Annotated in this window: 15 protein-coding genes; 12 read left to right on the top strand and 3 right to left on the bottom strand. The window is 70.6% G+C overall.

Annotated features, from left to right (window positions below; all coding sequences use genetic code 11):
• Together NR792_RS10000 and cysD are read right to left on the bottom strand one after the other, a co-directional pair.
• On the bottom strand, positions 1–1,266 hold the full coding sequence (locus tag NR792_RS10000; protein ID WP_375759832.1) for a sulfate adenylyltransferase subunit 1: 1,266 nt from the start codon (positions 1,264–1,266) through the stop codon (positions 1–3).
• Positions 1,266–2,171, bottom strand: a complete 906-nt coding sequence (gene cysD / locus NR792_RS10005; protein ID WP_375759833.1) for a sulfate adenylyltransferase subunit CysD — start codon at positions 2,169–2,171, stop codon at positions 1,266–1,268. The genes NR792_RS10000 and cysD overlap by 1 nt, the downstream gene beginning before the upstream one ends.
• A 234-nt stretch (positions 2,172–2,405) precedes the next feature.
• Here cysD and NR792_RS10010 point away from each other — a divergent pair, with 234 nt between their 5' ends.
• A complete protein-coding gene (locus NR792_RS10010; protein ID WP_375759834.1) occupies positions 2,406–3,179 on the top strand; it encodes a thioesterase II family protein in 774 nt (257 codons plus the stop codon).
• On the opposite strand, the gene NR792_RS10015 is transcribed toward NR792_RS10010, so the two are convergent.
• A complete protein-coding gene (locus NR792_RS10015) occupies positions 3,176–3,958 on the bottom strand; it encodes a 4'-phosphopantetheinyl transferase family protein (RefSeq protein WP_375759835.1) in 783 nt (260 codons plus the stop codon). The two genes, NR792_RS10010 and NR792_RS10015, sit on opposite strands and share 4 nt — an antisense overlap.
• A 101-nt stretch (positions 3,959–4,059) precedes the next feature.
• Here NR792_RS10015 and NR792_RS10020 point away from each other — a divergent pair, with 101 nt between their 5' ends.
• From NR792_RS10020 to uraH, 11 genes are all read left to right on the top strand, one after another.
• Positions 4,060–5,265, top strand: a complete 1,206-nt coding sequence (locus NR792_RS10020) for a phosphatase domain-containing protein (RefSeq protein ID WP_375759836.1) — start codon at positions 4,060–4,062, stop codon at positions 5,263–5,265.
• Positions 5,266–5,332: 67 nt separating this feature from the next.
• Positions 5,333–5,836, top strand: a complete 504-nt coding sequence (locus NR792_RS10025; protein WP_375759837.1) for a hypothetical protein — start codon at positions 5,333–5,335, stop codon at positions 5,834–5,836.
• Between the two features lie 197 nt (positions 5,837–6,033).
• A complete protein-coding gene (locus NR792_RS10030) occupies positions 6,034–7,287 on the top strand; it encodes a glycosyltransferase (protein ID WP_375759838.1) in 1,254 nt (417 codons plus the stop codon).
• A complete protein-coding gene (locus NR792_RS10035) occupies positions 7,284–8,384 on the top strand; it encodes a hypothetical protein (protein WP_375759839.1) in 1,101 nt (366 codons plus the stop codon). The genes NR792_RS10030 and NR792_RS10035 overlap by 4 nt, the downstream gene beginning before the upstream one ends.
• Positions 8,385–8,416: 32 nt before the next feature.
• On the top strand, positions 8,417–9,547 hold the full coding sequence (locus NR792_RS10040; RefSeq protein ID WP_375759840.1) for a hypothetical protein: 1,131 nt from the start codon (positions 8,417–8,419) through the stop codon (positions 9,545–9,547).
• Positions 9,544–10,350 carry a hypothetical protein gene (locus NR792_RS10045; protein WP_375759841.1) on the top strand — a complete coding sequence of 269 codons (807 nt, stop codon included), beginning with the start codon at positions 9,544–9,546 and terminating at the stop codon, positions 10,348–10,350. The genes NR792_RS10040 and NR792_RS10045 overlap by 4 nt, the downstream gene beginning before the upstream one ends.
• A 77-nt stretch (positions 10,351–10,427) precedes the next feature.
• The gene (locus NR792_RS10050; RefSeq protein ID WP_375759842.1) at positions 10,428–11,870 is read left to right on the top strand and encodes an NAD(P)-binding domain-containing protein; all 1,443 of its coding nucleotides are present in this window, start codon (positions 10,428–10,430) and stop codon (positions 11,868–11,870) included.
• On the top strand, positions 11,867–13,216 hold the full coding sequence (gene allB / locus NR792_RS10055; protein ID WP_375759843.1) for an allantoinase AllB: 1,350 nt from the start codon (positions 11,867–11,869) through the stop codon (positions 13,214–13,216). The genes NR792_RS10050 and allB overlap by 4 nt, the downstream gene beginning before the upstream one ends.
• A gap of 28 nt (positions 13,217–13,244) precedes the next feature.
• Positions 13,245–14,267 (top strand): allantoicase, encoded by a 1,023-nt coding sequence (gene alc, locus NR792_RS10060; RefSeq protein ID WP_375759844.1) that lies wholly within the window; start codon positions 13,245–13,247, stop codon positions 14,265–14,267.
• The gene (uraD, locus tag NR792_RS10065; RefSeq protein WP_375759845.1) at positions 14,264–14,776 is read left to right on the top strand and encodes a 2-oxo-4-hydroxy-4-carboxy-5-ureidoimidazoline decarboxylase; all 513 of its coding nucleotides are present in this window, start codon (positions 14,264–14,266) and stop codon (positions 14,774–14,776) included. The genes alc and uraD overlap by 4 nt, the downstream gene beginning before the upstream one ends.
• Positions 14,773–15,114 (top strand): hydroxyisourate hydrolase, encoded by a 342-nt coding sequence (uraH, locus tag NR792_RS10070; protein WP_014397447.1) that lies wholly within the window; start codon positions 14,773–14,775, stop codon positions 15,112–15,114. The genes uraD and uraH overlap by 4 nt, the downstream gene beginning before the upstream one ends.
• The last annotated feature ends 2 nt before the right edge of the window (positions 15,115–15,116 follow it).

A 15,116-nucleotide genomic window follows, 5' to 3' on the forward strand; every position in this document is an offset into this window, starting at 1 on the left:
CTACCTGTCCACGGCGGGGCCGTTGATCATCCCCGCGCCCACGGTGGCGTTGGTGCCTTCGTCGATGAGGATGAAGCTGCCGGTGCTGCGGTTGCGCCGGTACTCGTCGAAGAAGAGCGGCACCGTCGTGCGCAGCGTCACCCGGCCCACCTCGTTGAGCTTGAGGCCGGAGGACTGCTCGTCGCGGTGCAGCGTGTTGACGTCCAGCCGGTAGTGCAGCTGCTTCACCATGGCGCGCGCCATGCGCGTGGTGTGCTTGATGGCCAGCCTGGACCCGGAGTTGAGCTGCGTGGAGTCCGACAGCCAGCACACCATCGCGTCGATGTCCTGGCTCGCGGTGGGCGGGTTGCCCGGGCGGCACAGCATGTCGCCGCGGCTGATGTCCAGCTCCTCCTCCAGCGACACGTTCACCGACATGGGCGGGAACGCCTCCGTCAGCGGCTTGCCGGCGAGCTCCAGCGACTTGATGCGCGTGGTGAAGCCGGAGGGCATCACCATCACCTCGTCACCCGGACGCATCACGCCGCCCAGGAGCTGCCCGGAGTACGCGCGGTAGTCGTGGAACTTCTTCGCGGACGCGGGCCGGATGACCCCCTGCACGGGGAAGCGCAGGTGGATGAGGTCGCGGTCGGACGCGATGTGCACGTTCTCCAGGTGGTGCAGGAGCGTGGGGCCCTGGTACCAGGGCATCTTCTCCGAGCGCGTCACCACGTTGTCCCCGCCCAGCGCGGAGATGGGGATGAACGACAGGTCGGACACGTCCAGCTTCATGGAGAACTGGCGGAACTCCTCCCGGATGCGGTCGAAGACGCCCTGGTCGTAGTCCACCAGGTCCATCTTGTTCACGCACAGCACCAGGTGCGGCACGCGCAAGAGCGACGCGATGAACGCGTGGCGGCGCGTCTGCTCCAGCACGCCCTTGCGCGCGTCCACCAGGATGAGCGCCAGGTCCGCCGTGGACGCGCCCGTCACCATGTTGCGCGTGTACTGCAGGTGTCCGGGCGTGTCCGCGATGATGAACTTGCGCTTCGCCGTGGAGAAGTAGCGGTACGCCACGTCGATGGTGATGCCCTGCTCGCGCTCGGCCTTCAGGCCGTCCAGCAGCAGCGCCAGGTTGACGTACTCGTCGCCCCGGGCGTGGCTCGTGCGCTCCACCGCGGCGAGCTGGTCCTCGAGGATGGACTTCGTGTCGTACAACAGCCGCCCGATGAGGGTGCTCTTGCCGTCATCCACGGAGCCCGCGGTCGCGAATCTCAGCAGTTCCACTAGAAGTATCCCTCGCGCTTGCGGTCTTCCATCGCCGTCTCAGAGAACTTGTCGTCCGCGCGGCTGGCGCCACGCTCCGTCACGCGGGAGGCCGTCACCTCCGTGATGACCTCCTCCACCGTGGACGCGGTGGACGGCACGCACGCGGTGCACGTCATGTCGCCCACGGTGCGGAAGCGCACCGTCTCCGTCGTCACCGTCTCGCCGGGCATCATGGCCATGAAGGGCGACCAGGCCATCAGCATCCCGTCCCGGCGGAACACCTCGCGCCGGTGCGTGTAGTAGATGGACGGCAGCGCCACGTTCTCCCGGCCGATGTACTGCCAGATGTCCAGCTCGGTCCAGTTGGACAGGGGGAAGACGCGCAGGTGCTCACCCCGGCGGTGACGGCCGTTGTAGAGCGCCCACAGCTCCGGCCGCTGGTTCTTCGGGTCCCACTGGCCGAACTCGTCGCGGAAGGAATACACGCGCTCCTTCGCGCGGGCCTTCTCCTCGTCACGCCGGGCACCGCCGAAGACGGCGTTGAAGCCGTTCTTCTCGATGGCCTCCAGCAGGGGCTGCGTCTGCAGGCGGTTGCGGGACGCGCGAGGACCCTTCTCCTCCGTCACCTTGCCCGCGTCGATGGCCTCCTGCACGGACGCGACGATGAGCCGCGCGCCCAGCTCCGCCACCCGCTCATCGCGATACTGGATGACCTCCGGGAAGTTGTGCCCCGTGTCCACGTGCATCAGCGGAAACGGCAGCGGCGCGGGCCAGAAGGCCTTCACCGCCAGGTGCAACATCACCGCGGAGTCCTTGCCACCCGAGAAGAGCAGCACCGGCCGATCCAGCTCCGCCGCGACTTCCCGGATGATGAAGATGGACTCGGCTTCCAGCGCCTCAAGATGTGAAAGCTCGTAGCTCACGGCGAAGCAAGCTACCACAACCCTCCCCGCGCCCAACCGTGGCCATGAAAGTTTCCGCGTCTCCGGCGGTGACACACGCCGGATGCGACATGAGGGAGGGGGCGGTGAAACATGGCCGTCCGACCTGCTGGGACGGATGTTTCACGGGCCCACTCCGGGTGCGTGTCCCGGGGCCCCACGCCGCGTGCGGGAGGGCGTTCCCCGCGGGGGGCGCATGGTATAGACGGCCGCGCCATGGCAAGCGCTTCCACTCCCGTCCTCGATCGCTGGTTCCCCTCCCGCAAGCCGCTTCCGGAGCCGCGCCTGCGCCTGTTCTGCCTGCCGTTCGCCGGCGGCAGCGCGGCCATCTACACGCCCTGGAGCATGGCGCTGCCCACGGGGGTGGAGCTGTGCGCGGTGCAGCTGCCCGGGCGGGAGCGGCGCCTGATGGAGCCCGCGCTCAAGTCGCTGCCGGAGCTGATGGACGTGCTGATGCCGGCGCTGACGCCGCTGATGGACCGGCCCTTCGCCCTGTTCGGCTACAGCATGGGGGCGCGCATCGGCCTGGAGGTGGCCCGCACGCTGAAGCGCCAGGGCGGCCCGAAGCCGCTGGGCTTCATCGCGGCGGCGGCGCCCCCGCCGTCGCACAACGAGCGGGAGCCCATCCACACGCTGGATGACGCGGGCTTCATCGCGAAGCTGCGCGAGTACGACGGCACGCCGGAGGAGGTCCTCCAGCACAAGGAGCTCTTGGAGCTCATCCTCCCCACGCTGCGCGCGGACTTCGCGCTGGCCTGGTCGGAGAACGGCCAGGACGCGGCCCCGCTGGACATCCCGCTGTCCGTGTACGCGGGCAAGGGGGACAAGCACGTGGGGCTGGACATGATGGAGCACTGGCGCGAGGAGTCCACCGCCGACGTGCGCATCCGCCACTTCGAGGGCGGGCACTTCTTCATCCGCACGCACGGGCCGCCGGTGCTGGCCGCCGTGCGCGAGGACCTGACGCGCTGGATGACGGCCGCGACCTAGGCCGTCTTGATGACCGGGGCCATGTCCCCGGCGAGCGGCACGGTGTGCTGCCAGCGCACGGAGAGCGCCCCGCCCCGGGGCCTGCGGAAGGCAATCGCCGCCTGGTGCCGGGCGGACGGCTTGTGCTGCATGAACTGCCACACGTCCGGCAGGTCGTTCATCCGCGGGTCGAAGGCGATGCCGGGCATCTGTCCCGGCACCAGGTCGAAGGCGAACTGATCCAACGGCAGGGACAGGCCCGCGCCGCGTGCCTTGATGTAGGCCTCCTTCAGGGTCCAGTACTCGAAGAAGCGCGCACGCTGGTGCTCCTTCGGCAGCGAGCGCAGGGCCTGCACCTCCGTCTTCGCGAAGTAGTGGTCGGCGATCTCCACCGTCTCCCCCGGCCGCTCCGCGTCCTCGATGTCCGCGCCCAGGTCCACGTCCCGGCCCACCGCGACCAGGGCCATGCCGTCAGTGTGGCTCAGGTTGAAGCGCAGCCACTGCCCCACCGGACCGACGATGGCGGGACGGCCGTACTCGTTGGGGACGAAGCGCCAGGCCTCCGGCGCGACGGGGGCGTAGCGCGACAGCGTCAGCCGCACCAGCGCGTGGGACACGAGGTACTGCCGCTGGTGGCGCTCGAAGTGGAAGCGCCGCTGCCGCTCGCGCTCGCCGGGGTCCAGCAGGGCCTTGTAGGCCTCCAGCAGGCGCGGGTCTTCAATGCGCTCGGGTTCAACGAGCCAGACGTGGACCTCGTCGGGGCGCAGGTCGAGGGGCATGGAGGGCGGGGACGACGTCATGTCGCGCAGGCAATCAGGAACCGCCGCGCCTGTCACGGGGGCTGGTCCGGCCTTCAGCCGGAGGCATAGGCTGCACGGCCCAACAGCAAGGGAAGGAACGCATGGACCTGTCCACCGCGACGACGAAGCTCCAGGCGCTGCGCCGGGACATGACCGGCCACACGGACCGGGACGACGAGCGCCGCATCCTGGACCTGCTGGAGGGCGCCACCCCCGAGGAGCTGAACTTCCTCTTGTCCAACGTGGACCTGGTGCGCCTGATGTCGGACCTGGATGACCGGATCGTGGGCCCGGACCATCACACGGCGCTGCTGGACCTCTTGTGCGTGCGCCGCGCGGCGGAGCTGTCCCTGCCGGTGCGCGCGTCGCTGGCCACCGCGCTCCAGAAAGGCGCCACGCACGCGCAGGCGGAAGTGCGGCTGCGCGACCTGTTCCTGGGGTTGAAGGGCCGGGAGCTGACCGGGTTCAAGAACCTGCTGGAGGCAGGCGGCGAGTACCACGACCTGCACAAGCTGGTGTTCGACGACGTGGACGACGGGGCCTTGCGCGCGGAGCTGCTCGCCCACTTCCAGCGCGAGGCGGAGGCCTTCCCCAGCGGGGAGAACAAGGTCCTGAGCGACATCGACGACACGTTCTTCGCCAACTGGGTGGACCCGCGCTACCCGAAGAAGACGGTGTACCCGGGCGTGCTCGCGTTCTACCAGGAGCTGGACCGGGGGCCCGGCATCATCCCGGGCCGCGCGGGCGACCTCGTGTTCGTGAGCGCCCGTCCGCAGGATCCGCTGGGCCTCATCGAGAACGCCACGCTGGACTCGCTGAGCAAGCGCGGCGTGCCGCTGGCGGTGATGCTGTCCGGCAGCTTCTTCTACCTCCTGGGCAACACGCGCATCGCGCAGAAGAAGTTCGAGAACTTCGAGCAGTACGCGCGACTCTTCCCCGAGTACGGCTTCGTCTTCGTGGGCGACAGCGGCCAGGGCGACGTGGAGTTCGGCGCCCGGATGCGCGCGGCCCTGCCCCAGGCGGTGCGCGCCGTGTTCATCCACGACGTGGTGGAGACGCCGCAGCCGAAGCGCGATGAATGGCGCGCGCAGCACGTCTTCTTCTTCGACACGTACGTGGGCGCGGCGGTGGACGCGTTCCACGCGGGCGTCATCTCGCGCGACGGGGTGGACCGCATCGCCGCCGCCGCGACCGAGTCCCTGGCGGCCATCACGTTCAGCACTCCGGCCCAACGCCAGGCGCGCGAGGCGGAGCTGGCGCGGGACCTGGCCCTGGCGGCGGCGCTGCCCCGCGCATCGAGCGTTTGAATTCCAGCCATGCCGCCGCGTCTCCTGCGGCCGTCATCCTTCCGCTCCCATCCGAGAGACCGACCCCATGCTCCGCAGCCTCGCCCTGACGTCCGCCGCCGCCCTCTCCCTCTTCTGCGCCGCGTGCGGTGGGGATGACGACACCCAGGACCCCGCTCAGATTGAGTACACGCGCTCCAACGTCACGGGCACCCACCCCGTCCTGATGACGATGGTCATCCCCGGCGTCCCCCAGGAGGGAGAGCCCATCCAGACCAACCTCGTCCTGACCGAGGATGCGAGCACCCGGAACGGGCTGACCGTGTCCCTCCCGCCCCTCGAGTGCGACCTCACCGCGACGATGACGGGCGAGTACACCTTCACGATGAAGCCGGGCACCTGCACCTTCCCCATTCCGGAGGACCCGGAGGTGGAGTGCTCCTTCTCCCTGGACATCACCGAAGGCACGGGCGGTCGCGCCTCCGCGGGTGCGGCGGTCACGGCGACCTTCACGGGCAGCTACAACGTCAACTGCACCGGCGACGGCCCGCCCTTCGCCTTCCCGGTGACGGTGACGCTGGCCGGCACCTGAAGTCCTCCGCGCGGTCAGGGCGGATGAAGCCTCCCTGACAGCCCTCGGCCCACCGGTCCCGGTCAGTTGGCGGGACGTGCGAGACACCCCAACCTTCCGTGCGCTTCACAGGGGTGGAGCGGCCGTCTTGGGGACGGAAGGAAGGGCTCCGGGAGGTTCCGGGGCCCTTCCGGGGCGTGAGGGGGCGTGCGGGGCCGATGGAACTGTTTCCCATCCATTTGCTGTTCATCGTCGTGTTGATGAACCGCTACCTCCTCGGCCCCTTCCTGCGGCGGCTGAAGGGGCGGCGGTTCGAGCGGGTGGATGACACCTACCGCCCGAAGGTCGCCATCGTCGTTCCGCTGTTCAACGAAGGCCAGGGCATCTACCACACCGTCCGGGCGCTGCTGGAGCAGGACTACCCGCGCGAGCTGACGGAGATCATCGTCGTGGATGACTGCTCGCGCGACGACAGCGTCGCGTGGGCCACGAAGGCCGCGGAAGGCCACCCCAACGTCCGGGTGATGCGCAACCCGGAGAACATGGGCAAGCGCAAGGGCATCAACCGGGGCGTCCGCGCCGCGGAAGACGCGGAGATCATCGTCTCCGTGGACTCGGACGTGGTGGTGGAGAAGAGCGCCGTGCGCCAGCTCATCCGCCGCTTCGTGCACCCGAACGTCGCCGCGGTGGGCGGCCGCACCTTCGTCATCAACCGTCACCAGAACTGGCTGACGCGGATGATCGAAATCAAGTTCCACTTCGCCCAGAAGTGGCTGAAGGACCTGGAGCGCTCGTTCCGCCAGGTGATGTGCCTGTCCGGCTGCCTCACCGCGTACCGCCGCTCGGTGCTGCTGGAGCTGGAGCCCATCCTGGAGGCGCGCGCCATCGCGGGCATCCCCATCAAGTACGGCGAGGACCGCTTCCTCACGCGGCAGATCGTCAAGCACGACTACGAGACGGTCTACACGCTGGACGCGTACTGCTTCACCGCCGCGCCCTCCACGCTCGCGGGCTACTTCAGCCAGCAGCTGCGGTGGCGGCGCTCCAACCTGGTGGACCTCCTCTGTGGCCTGTCGCATGCGTGGCGGCTGCACCCGGTCATCACCGTGCACTACGTGTCGCAGCTGGCGCTGCTGCTGGCGTACCCGGTGGTCATCGTCCACAACATGCTCAACGGCGAGTTCTGGGACATCCTCGCCTTCCACTTCCTGGTGATTGGCCTGCTGGGCTTCATCTACCGGCTGGAGACGCGCTACCTGCCGGAGGACCGGCGCGTGCATCCCGTGAGCTTCCTGCCCATGGCGCTGCTCATGCCGGTGACGTACGCGCTCTTCACGCCGCTGGCCCTCCTGACGCTCGACTCCGGGAGCTGGGAGACGCGCGGCAGCCCGACGCCGGCGCAGGCCCCGGCGCCCTCCCCCGCCCCCGCGAAGCTCACCTCCAACTCCGCAGGCGAGGGAACCCCGTCATGAAGCAGCAGGTCGCCAACCGGCTCAACTCCGTCGCGGTGTCCGCCTACAAGTTCATGGGGTCGGTGCTGCTGGCGCTGATCCTCCTGGGCCTGATGTCGTTCCTCGCGGTTCAGGGCTTCTTCCTGGGGAACAGCAGCTGGGTGACGCCCACCATCCTGTCGCCCACCGACCCCAACGTGCTGGCGCTCAACGCGCAGGCGGCGCAGCAGGAGTCGGAGCGGGACGGGCTGCTGGCCCGGCGGCGCGAGGCCTCCGACCGCCTCCAGGAGGCGGAGCGCACCGTGGCCACGGAGCGGTCCTTCCAGCAGCGCTTCGTCGTGGCGCTGAAGGGCGAGAAGCGCTCCCGCGACCGGCTGGCGAGGCGGCTGTCCGCGCTGCGCCAGGAGTACCTGCGCGCGGGCGGGGAGATCGCCGAGTCCAACCGCGCGTTCAGCGGCCTGGCGCGCACGCGCACGAGCGCGCTCTACGGCGCGAAGCTGATGGAGCGCGAGGACGTGCTCACCACCAACCACCACCTGGCGCAGATGGCGCAGAGCAACCTGTCCCTGGCGCAGGAGACGGTGGACCTGGACATGCGCCTGGACACGCTCCGGCGCGAGAGCGAGGGGCTCACCGCCGCGGAGAACGGCCTGGGCCGCGACGACGCCCCCGAGGGGCTGACCACGGACACGCTGCTGCTGGAGCGCGAGTACACGCAGTCGGTGCTCGCGATGGCCCGGGCGGAGGCGCAGCGCAAGAGCCTGGAGGCGGACGTGCGCGCGCTGGACGAACGCATCCGCCGCTTCAACCAGCTGCTCCTGGTGGTGCACGGCTCGCCGTACTTGAAGGCGCTGGAGCAGCACCTCACGGTGGCCTTCGTGCCCTACGAGAACCTGCCCAACGCCCGGGCTGGCACTCCGCTCTACACCTGCGCACTGAAGATCCTGTGGTGCCGCGAGGTGGGCGTGGTGGGGCCCGTGCTGGAGGGGGAGGTCTCCCAGCAGCACCCCATCCGCCAGTACCACTTGCGAGGCGTGATGGTGGAGATCCAGCTTCGGGACGCGCCCAGCGCGCGCGAGCCGCTGCTTCACCTGGGCCGTCCCCCGTTGATGCTGTGAGCCCCGTCTTGGAAAGGGAAAGGGAGCGGAGGATGCGGACGAGCCTCGCGAGAGGAGCCCTGCTGGGGCTCGGGTTGTGGGCGGGCATGGCCCCGGCGGCGGAAGAAGCCGGGGCGGTGCGGGCCCAGGCGGACCTCGCGAAGGGCTACTGCGAGCGCGTGCGTGGCACCTCGCGCGCGGAGGCGGCGCTGGAGCTGGCGCCGGAGGTGTTCGCCAGCGTGGGCGCGGTGAACGCGGGCGACGCGATGGGCGGCTCGGACGACACGCCCCTGGGCTCGCCCAAGCTGCGCGTCACCGCGGGGCTGGGCTACGACTTCGTGGGCCTCTACCGGGGCCGCACGCTGCGCTCGCGCGCGGAGGCCGAGTGCCGCCGTTACCAGGCGCTCGCCGCGCTCCAGAGCGCCGTGGAGCACGGCACGCGGCTGGGGGAAGCGGCGGCGCTGGACGCACGGGCCCGCGCGCTGGCCACCTCCCTGCCCCGCGCGGAAGAGCTGGTGGCGCAGCTGCGCGATGACCTGCGCGACGGCGGCGCGACGCTGGAGGAGCTCAACGCGGTGCAGGTGCGCTTGGATCACCTGCGCTCGCTCGCGCGAGACACCGCCCAGGCCCGCGAGCAGCTGGCGCTCGAACCCACTCCGCCGGAAGGACAGACGCTGGGCGCGCTGCTCAGCGCCTTCGAGGCCGCGGATGATCAGGTGGAGGTCCTGTCCGGCGGCCTGCGCACGGCGGCCGCGTGGCGCCTGAGCGTGCGCGGCGGCTACGACGAGGTCTTCGACGTACAGCAGGACACGCCCCTCTTCGGCCAGCTCACGCTGGGCTACAACCTGGGCCACCTCTGGCAGGGCCGGGCCAACGCCCAGGCCCGCGAGGGCCGCCGGCAGGAGACGCGCGACGCGGTGGACGGCGCGCCCCGGCGGGTGCGCCAGCTGCTGGGCGAGCTGCGCATCACCGAGCGGAGCGAACAGCAGCGGCTGGGCGAGGTGTCCGCGCTGGTGTCGGACCTGCAAGGGCAGCTGCGCGAGGTGGAGCAACTGCAGACGCGGCAGGTGCGCCGCTTCCGCGACTACCTGCTGCTGGAGCTGGCGCGGCTCCAGGCGGAGCAGGCCTACCTGGGCGCGCACCTGGAGACGCTCCGGTCGCTGCTGGGAGGAACGGGCTCATGAGCGACGCGCGAGAACGGCGGTGGGTGGCGCTCGGGACGGCAGGCGTGTTGATGCTGTGGGCGGGAGGACTGCTCCTGAGCCACGGCGCCTGCAACAGCACGAGGAAGCCCATGCAATCCCCTGTGTCCTCCCGCACGCGCGAGCTTCGCGCGGATCCGGCGCCCGCGAAGGACGGCCTGGCCCCCGTCACGCGGCGGCAGCTGCACGTCACCGAAGGGCAGCTCGTGAACGTCACGGAAGGGCGGCTCGTGAACGTCGCGGAGGGCGCGCCGGACGGCACGCACTTCGCCATCGAGGAGCCCCGCCAGCGCGCGGTCGTCCCGGAGTCGACGGGCGACGAAGCGGAGCTGCGCTTCACCTGGCTGGGCGTCACCGACCCGGTGATTCCACTGGCCTCCGGCCAGCGGCGCGAACAGGTGGGCCTCAAGCTGCGCGCCCGGGATGGCTGCAACGTCATCTACGCCATGTGGCGCATCGCTCCGTCCGCGGGCATCGTCGTCAACTTCAAGCGCAACCCGGACGACCACGAGAGCCGCGAGTGCGGCAACGCCGGCTACACCACCGTGCGGCCGCGCTTCATGGAGCCGTTGGAGCGGCTCTCCCCCGGGGAGCCGCACGTGCTGCGAGCCCGCATCGACGCGGACGTGCTGACCGTGTACGCGGACGGCCAGCGCGTCTGGGAGGGCCTGCTGCCCGCCGACGCACGCACGCTGGAGGGCCCCGCCGGGATGCGCACGGACAACGCACGCGTGCGCTTCGAGTTGCTCGTGCCCCAGGCGGCCGGGCCCACCTCCCGCCGCTGACGCCGCCGTCCGGAACCCGCCCCTGCCGCCGGGCCCCCCCTTGCACGGGGAATCCGGGCGTGGGTTGCTTCGGGGCGATGCCCGACCGCGACCCGCTGGCCTCGACGTACCGTCCCCCGCAGGGCCTGGAGGCGCTGGAAGACGCCCTCCGCCGTGACCTGGACATCCTGTCCTACCCGGCCCGGAGCTGGGTGCCGCCGCGCTCCACGCCGGACGGCCGCCCCATCCTGGACGTGCTCATCATTGGCGGAGGCCAGAGCGGCCTGGGCGCCGCGTTCGGGCTGATGCGCGAGCGGGTGACGAACGTGCTCGTGCTGGACGACGGGAAGGACGGCTTCCACGGGCCCTGGAAGACGTTCGCGCGGATGATCACCCTGCGCACGCCCAAGTACCTCACCGGCCCGGACTACAACATCCCCAACCTCTCCTTCCGCGCCTGGTACGAGGCGCAGCACGGCGCGGAGGGCTTCCAGCAGGTGGCCCTCATCCCGAAGGAGCTGTGGGCGGACTACCTCCTCTGGTACCGGCGCGTGCTGGGCATCCCAGTGAAGTGCGCCACCAAGGCGGGCGCGCTGCGCTGGCGCGCGGACCTGGACTGCTTCGAGGTGCCCGCCGCGCACAACGGCGAGACGGAGTTCCTGCTCGCCCGCAAGGTGGTGCTGGCCACCGGCATCGACGGCTCGGGCCGCTGGGACGCACCGCCGGAGGTGCAGCCCTTGCCGCGCGTGCTGTGGGCGCACACGCATGACCCCATCGACTTCGCCGCGCTGAAGGGCAAGCGCGTGGGCGTGCTGGGCGCGGGGGCCTCCGCGTTCGACAACGCCTCCGTGGCGCTGGAGGCGGGCGCGGGCCAGGTGGACCTGTTCTACCGCCGCAAGAAGCTGCCCAACGTGAACCCCTACCGCTGGGCGGAGTTCGCGGGCTTCCTGCGCCACCACGGCGACCTGCCGGACGCGCAGCGCTGGCGCTTCATCCGGCAGATCATCGAGATGGGCCAGCTGCCCCCGCGCGACACCTTCGAGCGCGCGCGCCGCCACCCGCACTTCCACCTGCACGCGGAGAGCCCCTGGGTGGAGGTGAAGCAGCAGGACGGCCAGGCCGTGGTGCGCACGCCGCACGCGACGCACACGTTCGACTTCCTCATCATCGCGTCCGGCTTCACCACGGACCTGTCGCTGCGGCCGGAGCTGGCGGAGCTGCACCCGCACATCGCGCTGTGGAAGGACCGCTTCACGCCGCCGGAGAACGAGCGGCACGCGGACCTGCTGCGCCACCCGTACCTGGGCCCCTCCTTCGAGTTCCAGGAGAAGCAGCCCGGCAGCGCGCCATGGCTTGGCGGCGTGTTCAACTACACCTTCGGGTGCCTGCTCTCGCTGGGCTTCGGCGGCGCCAGCATCTCCGGCATGAAGTACAGCCTGCCCCGGCTGGTGGGCGGCATCACCAAGCAGCTCTACCTGGATGACAGCGAGCGCCACTTCCGCGCGCTCGCGGACTACGCGACGACGGAGTTCGAGACGTGAGTGCTTCTGGTGTGACGGTGTTTCGCAGCGAGCGCGTGGTGATGCCCGATGGCACGCGCCCCGCGGCGGTGGTGGTGCGCGACGGGCGCATCGAAGGCATCCACGCGACGGTGGACGTGCCGAAAGGCGCGAACGTGGTGGACCTGGGCCGCGACGCGCTCTTGCCCGGCATCGTGGACTGCCACGCGCACATCAACGAGCCCGGCCGCACGGACTGGGAGGGCTTCGCCACCGCGACGGCCGCGGCGGCGGCGGGCGGCATCACCACCGTGGTGGACATGCCGCTCAACTCCATCCCCGCCACCACGTCCCTGGCCGCGCTGCGCACCAAGGCGGAGGCCGCGTCGGGCCAGTGCGCCATCGACTACGGCCTGTGGGGCGGCGTCATCCCCGGCAACGCGGACGAGCTCCAGGCGATGGTCGACGCGGGCGCGCCCGGCTTCAAGTGCTTCCTCGTGCACTCGGGCGTGGACGAGTTCCCCGCCGCCACGCGCGACGTGCTGGACCGGGCCATGCCCATCCTCGCGAAGGCGGGCGTGCCGCTGCTGGTCCACGCGGAGCTGACGGACCACGAGCCGCCCTTCGCGGGCGACGTGCGCGCGTACGCCAGCTACCTCGCGTCCCGCCCGGCCGCGTGGGAGGTGGACGCCATCCGGATGATGATCGACCTGTGCCGCAAGCACCGCGGCCCCGTGCACATCGTCCACCTGTCCGCAGCGGACGCGCTGGACGACATCGCGAAGGCGAAGGCGGAGGGGCTGCCCTTCACGGTGGAGACCTGCCCGCACTACCTCACCTTCACCGCGGAGGAGATTGAGGCCGGCGCGACGCACTTCAAGTGCGCCCCGCCCATCCGCGAGGCGGCGAACCGCGAGCGGCTGTGGGCCGCGGTGAAGAGCGGCCTCATCGACCTGGTGGTGTCGGACCACTCGCCCTGCACGCCCGCGCTCAAGAAGCTGGAGGCCGGGGACTTCTCCGGCGCGTGGGGCGGCATCGCGGGCCTGCAGCTCAGCGTGTCCGCGGTGTGGACGGGCATGCGCGCGCACGACCTGGGCCTGGACGTGCTGGTGGACCGCATGGCGCACCGCACCGCGAAGCTGGCCGGATTGTCGGGGCGCAAAGGAGCCATCCGGCCGGGGCTGGACGCGGACTTCGTCGTCTTCAACCCGGAGGCGCGCTTCAAGGTGGCGCCGGAGGACATCCGGCACCGGCACCGGCTGACGCCCTACACCGGACGCGAGCTGCAAGGCCGGGTGTTGAGGACATACCTGCGCGGCCAGCGTATCTTCGACGCCACCGAGGGACTGACGGGCCCGCGCATCGGCCAGTGGCTGCCGCGCGGCTAGCCCCGGCAAGTCCGGGAGAGGAAAACCGATGCAAGCCGAAGCACCCGGGGCGATGCACGTCGCCTTCGCCGACCTGATTGATCTGGCCGCACGCAAGGTGGGCGGCAAGGCCCTGCTGGCCAACGACGAGTTCTTCGCGCCCAAGGAAGCGATGCTGGAGCCCGGGCGCGGCGTCTTCATCGCGGACAAGTACACGGAGCGCGGCAAGTGGATGGACGGCTGGGAGACGCGCCGCAAGCGCGTGCCCGGCTACGACTGGTGCATCGTCAAGCTGGGCCTGCCCGGCGCCATCCACGGCATCGACGTGGACACCCACCACTTCCTCGGCAACTTCCCCGAGTACGCCTCCCTGGACGCGTGCGAGGTGGACGGGGACCCGTCGCCGGAGTCGCTGGCGGAGGACGTGTCGCGCTGGACGGAGCTGGTCCCCAAGCAGCGCCTGCGCGGCGGCTCGCGCAACCTCTTCGCGGTGGCGAACGAGCGGCGCTTCACCCACGTGCGCCTCAACATCTACCCGGACGGCGGCGTCGCGCGCCTGCGCGTGCACGGGCAGGTGCTGCCGGACTGGCACGCCCTCAAGAAGGCGGGGCTGGTGGACCTGGCGGCGGCGGCCAACGGCGGCTCCGTCGTCACGTGCAATGATCAGTTCTTCGGCACGAAGGACAACCTCATCTTCCCGGGCCGTGCCGCGAACATGGGCGAGGGCTGGGAGACGCGCCGCAAGCGCGTGCCGGGCTTCGACTGGATCGTCGTGAAGCTGGCCACGGCGGGCACGCTGCGCCGCGCGGAGGTGGACACCCACTTCTTCAAGGGCAACTTCCCGGACCGCTGCTCGCTGGAGGGCATCCACCTGGAGGAGCCGCTCCTGGACTTCGCCAACGCGACGCACCTGCAGTGGAAGGAGCTGCTGCCCCAGTCCAAGCTCCAGGCGGACCACTGCCACGTCTTCGAGAAGGAGCTGAAGGACGTGGGTCCCATCACCCACGTGCGCCTCAACATCTTCCCGGATGGCGGCGTCAGCCGGCTGCGCCTCTTCGGGGAGCCGGCGTGAGCACGCCGCTGGAGCGCCTGAACACGGCCACGACGGAGGAGGCCACCCAGGCCTTCACCCGCTGCTGCGGCAGCACGAAGTGGGTCCAGCGGATGCTGGCTGTCCGCCCGTTCCGCGACGCGGAGCACCTGTACGCGGAGGCCGTGGACGCCTGGGCGCGCACGGGGCCGGAGGACTGGCTGGAGGCCTTCACGCACCACCCGCGCATCGGTGACGTGTCCAGGCTGCGGGAGAAGTTCGCCTCCACCGCGCAGTGGTCGTCACAGGAGCAGCAGGGCGTGGCCGCCGCGGACGAGCGCGTGCTCCAGGCCCTGGCCCAGGGCAACCGGGACTACGAGTCCCGCTACGGCTTCATCTTCCTGGTGTGCGCCACGGGCAAGAGCGCGGCGCAGATGCTGGAGCTGCTCCAGGACCGCATGCACCACACCCCGGACGAGGAGCTGCGAATCGCGGCCGGGGAGCAGGCGAAGATCACCCGCATCCGACTGGAGAAGCTCCTCGCGTCATGAGCACCCTCAGCACGCATGTCCTGGACACGAGCACGGGCCGTCCCGCGGAGGGGCTCTCCCTCACGCTGGAGGCCCGCTCGGGTGAAGACTTCCGGGAGCTGTCCCGGGGCGTCACGAACGCGGACGGGCGGGTGAAGGACCTGTCGGGCGCGAACACGAAGCTTCAGCCCGGCGTGTACCGCCTCACCTTCGACACCGGGGCCTGGTTCCAGGCCCGGGGTCAGCGGGGCTTCTACCCGTACGTGCAGGTGGTGTTCGAGGTCACCGCGACCGACGAGCACTACCACGTCCCGCTGCTCCTGAGCCCCTTCGGCTTCTCCACCTATCGGGGAAGCTGAAG

This window comes from Corallococcus exercitus (genome assembly GCF_042231735.1).
GTDB lineage: Bacteria > Myxococcota > Myxococcia > Myxococcales > Myxococcaceae > Corallococcus > Corallococcus exercitus_B.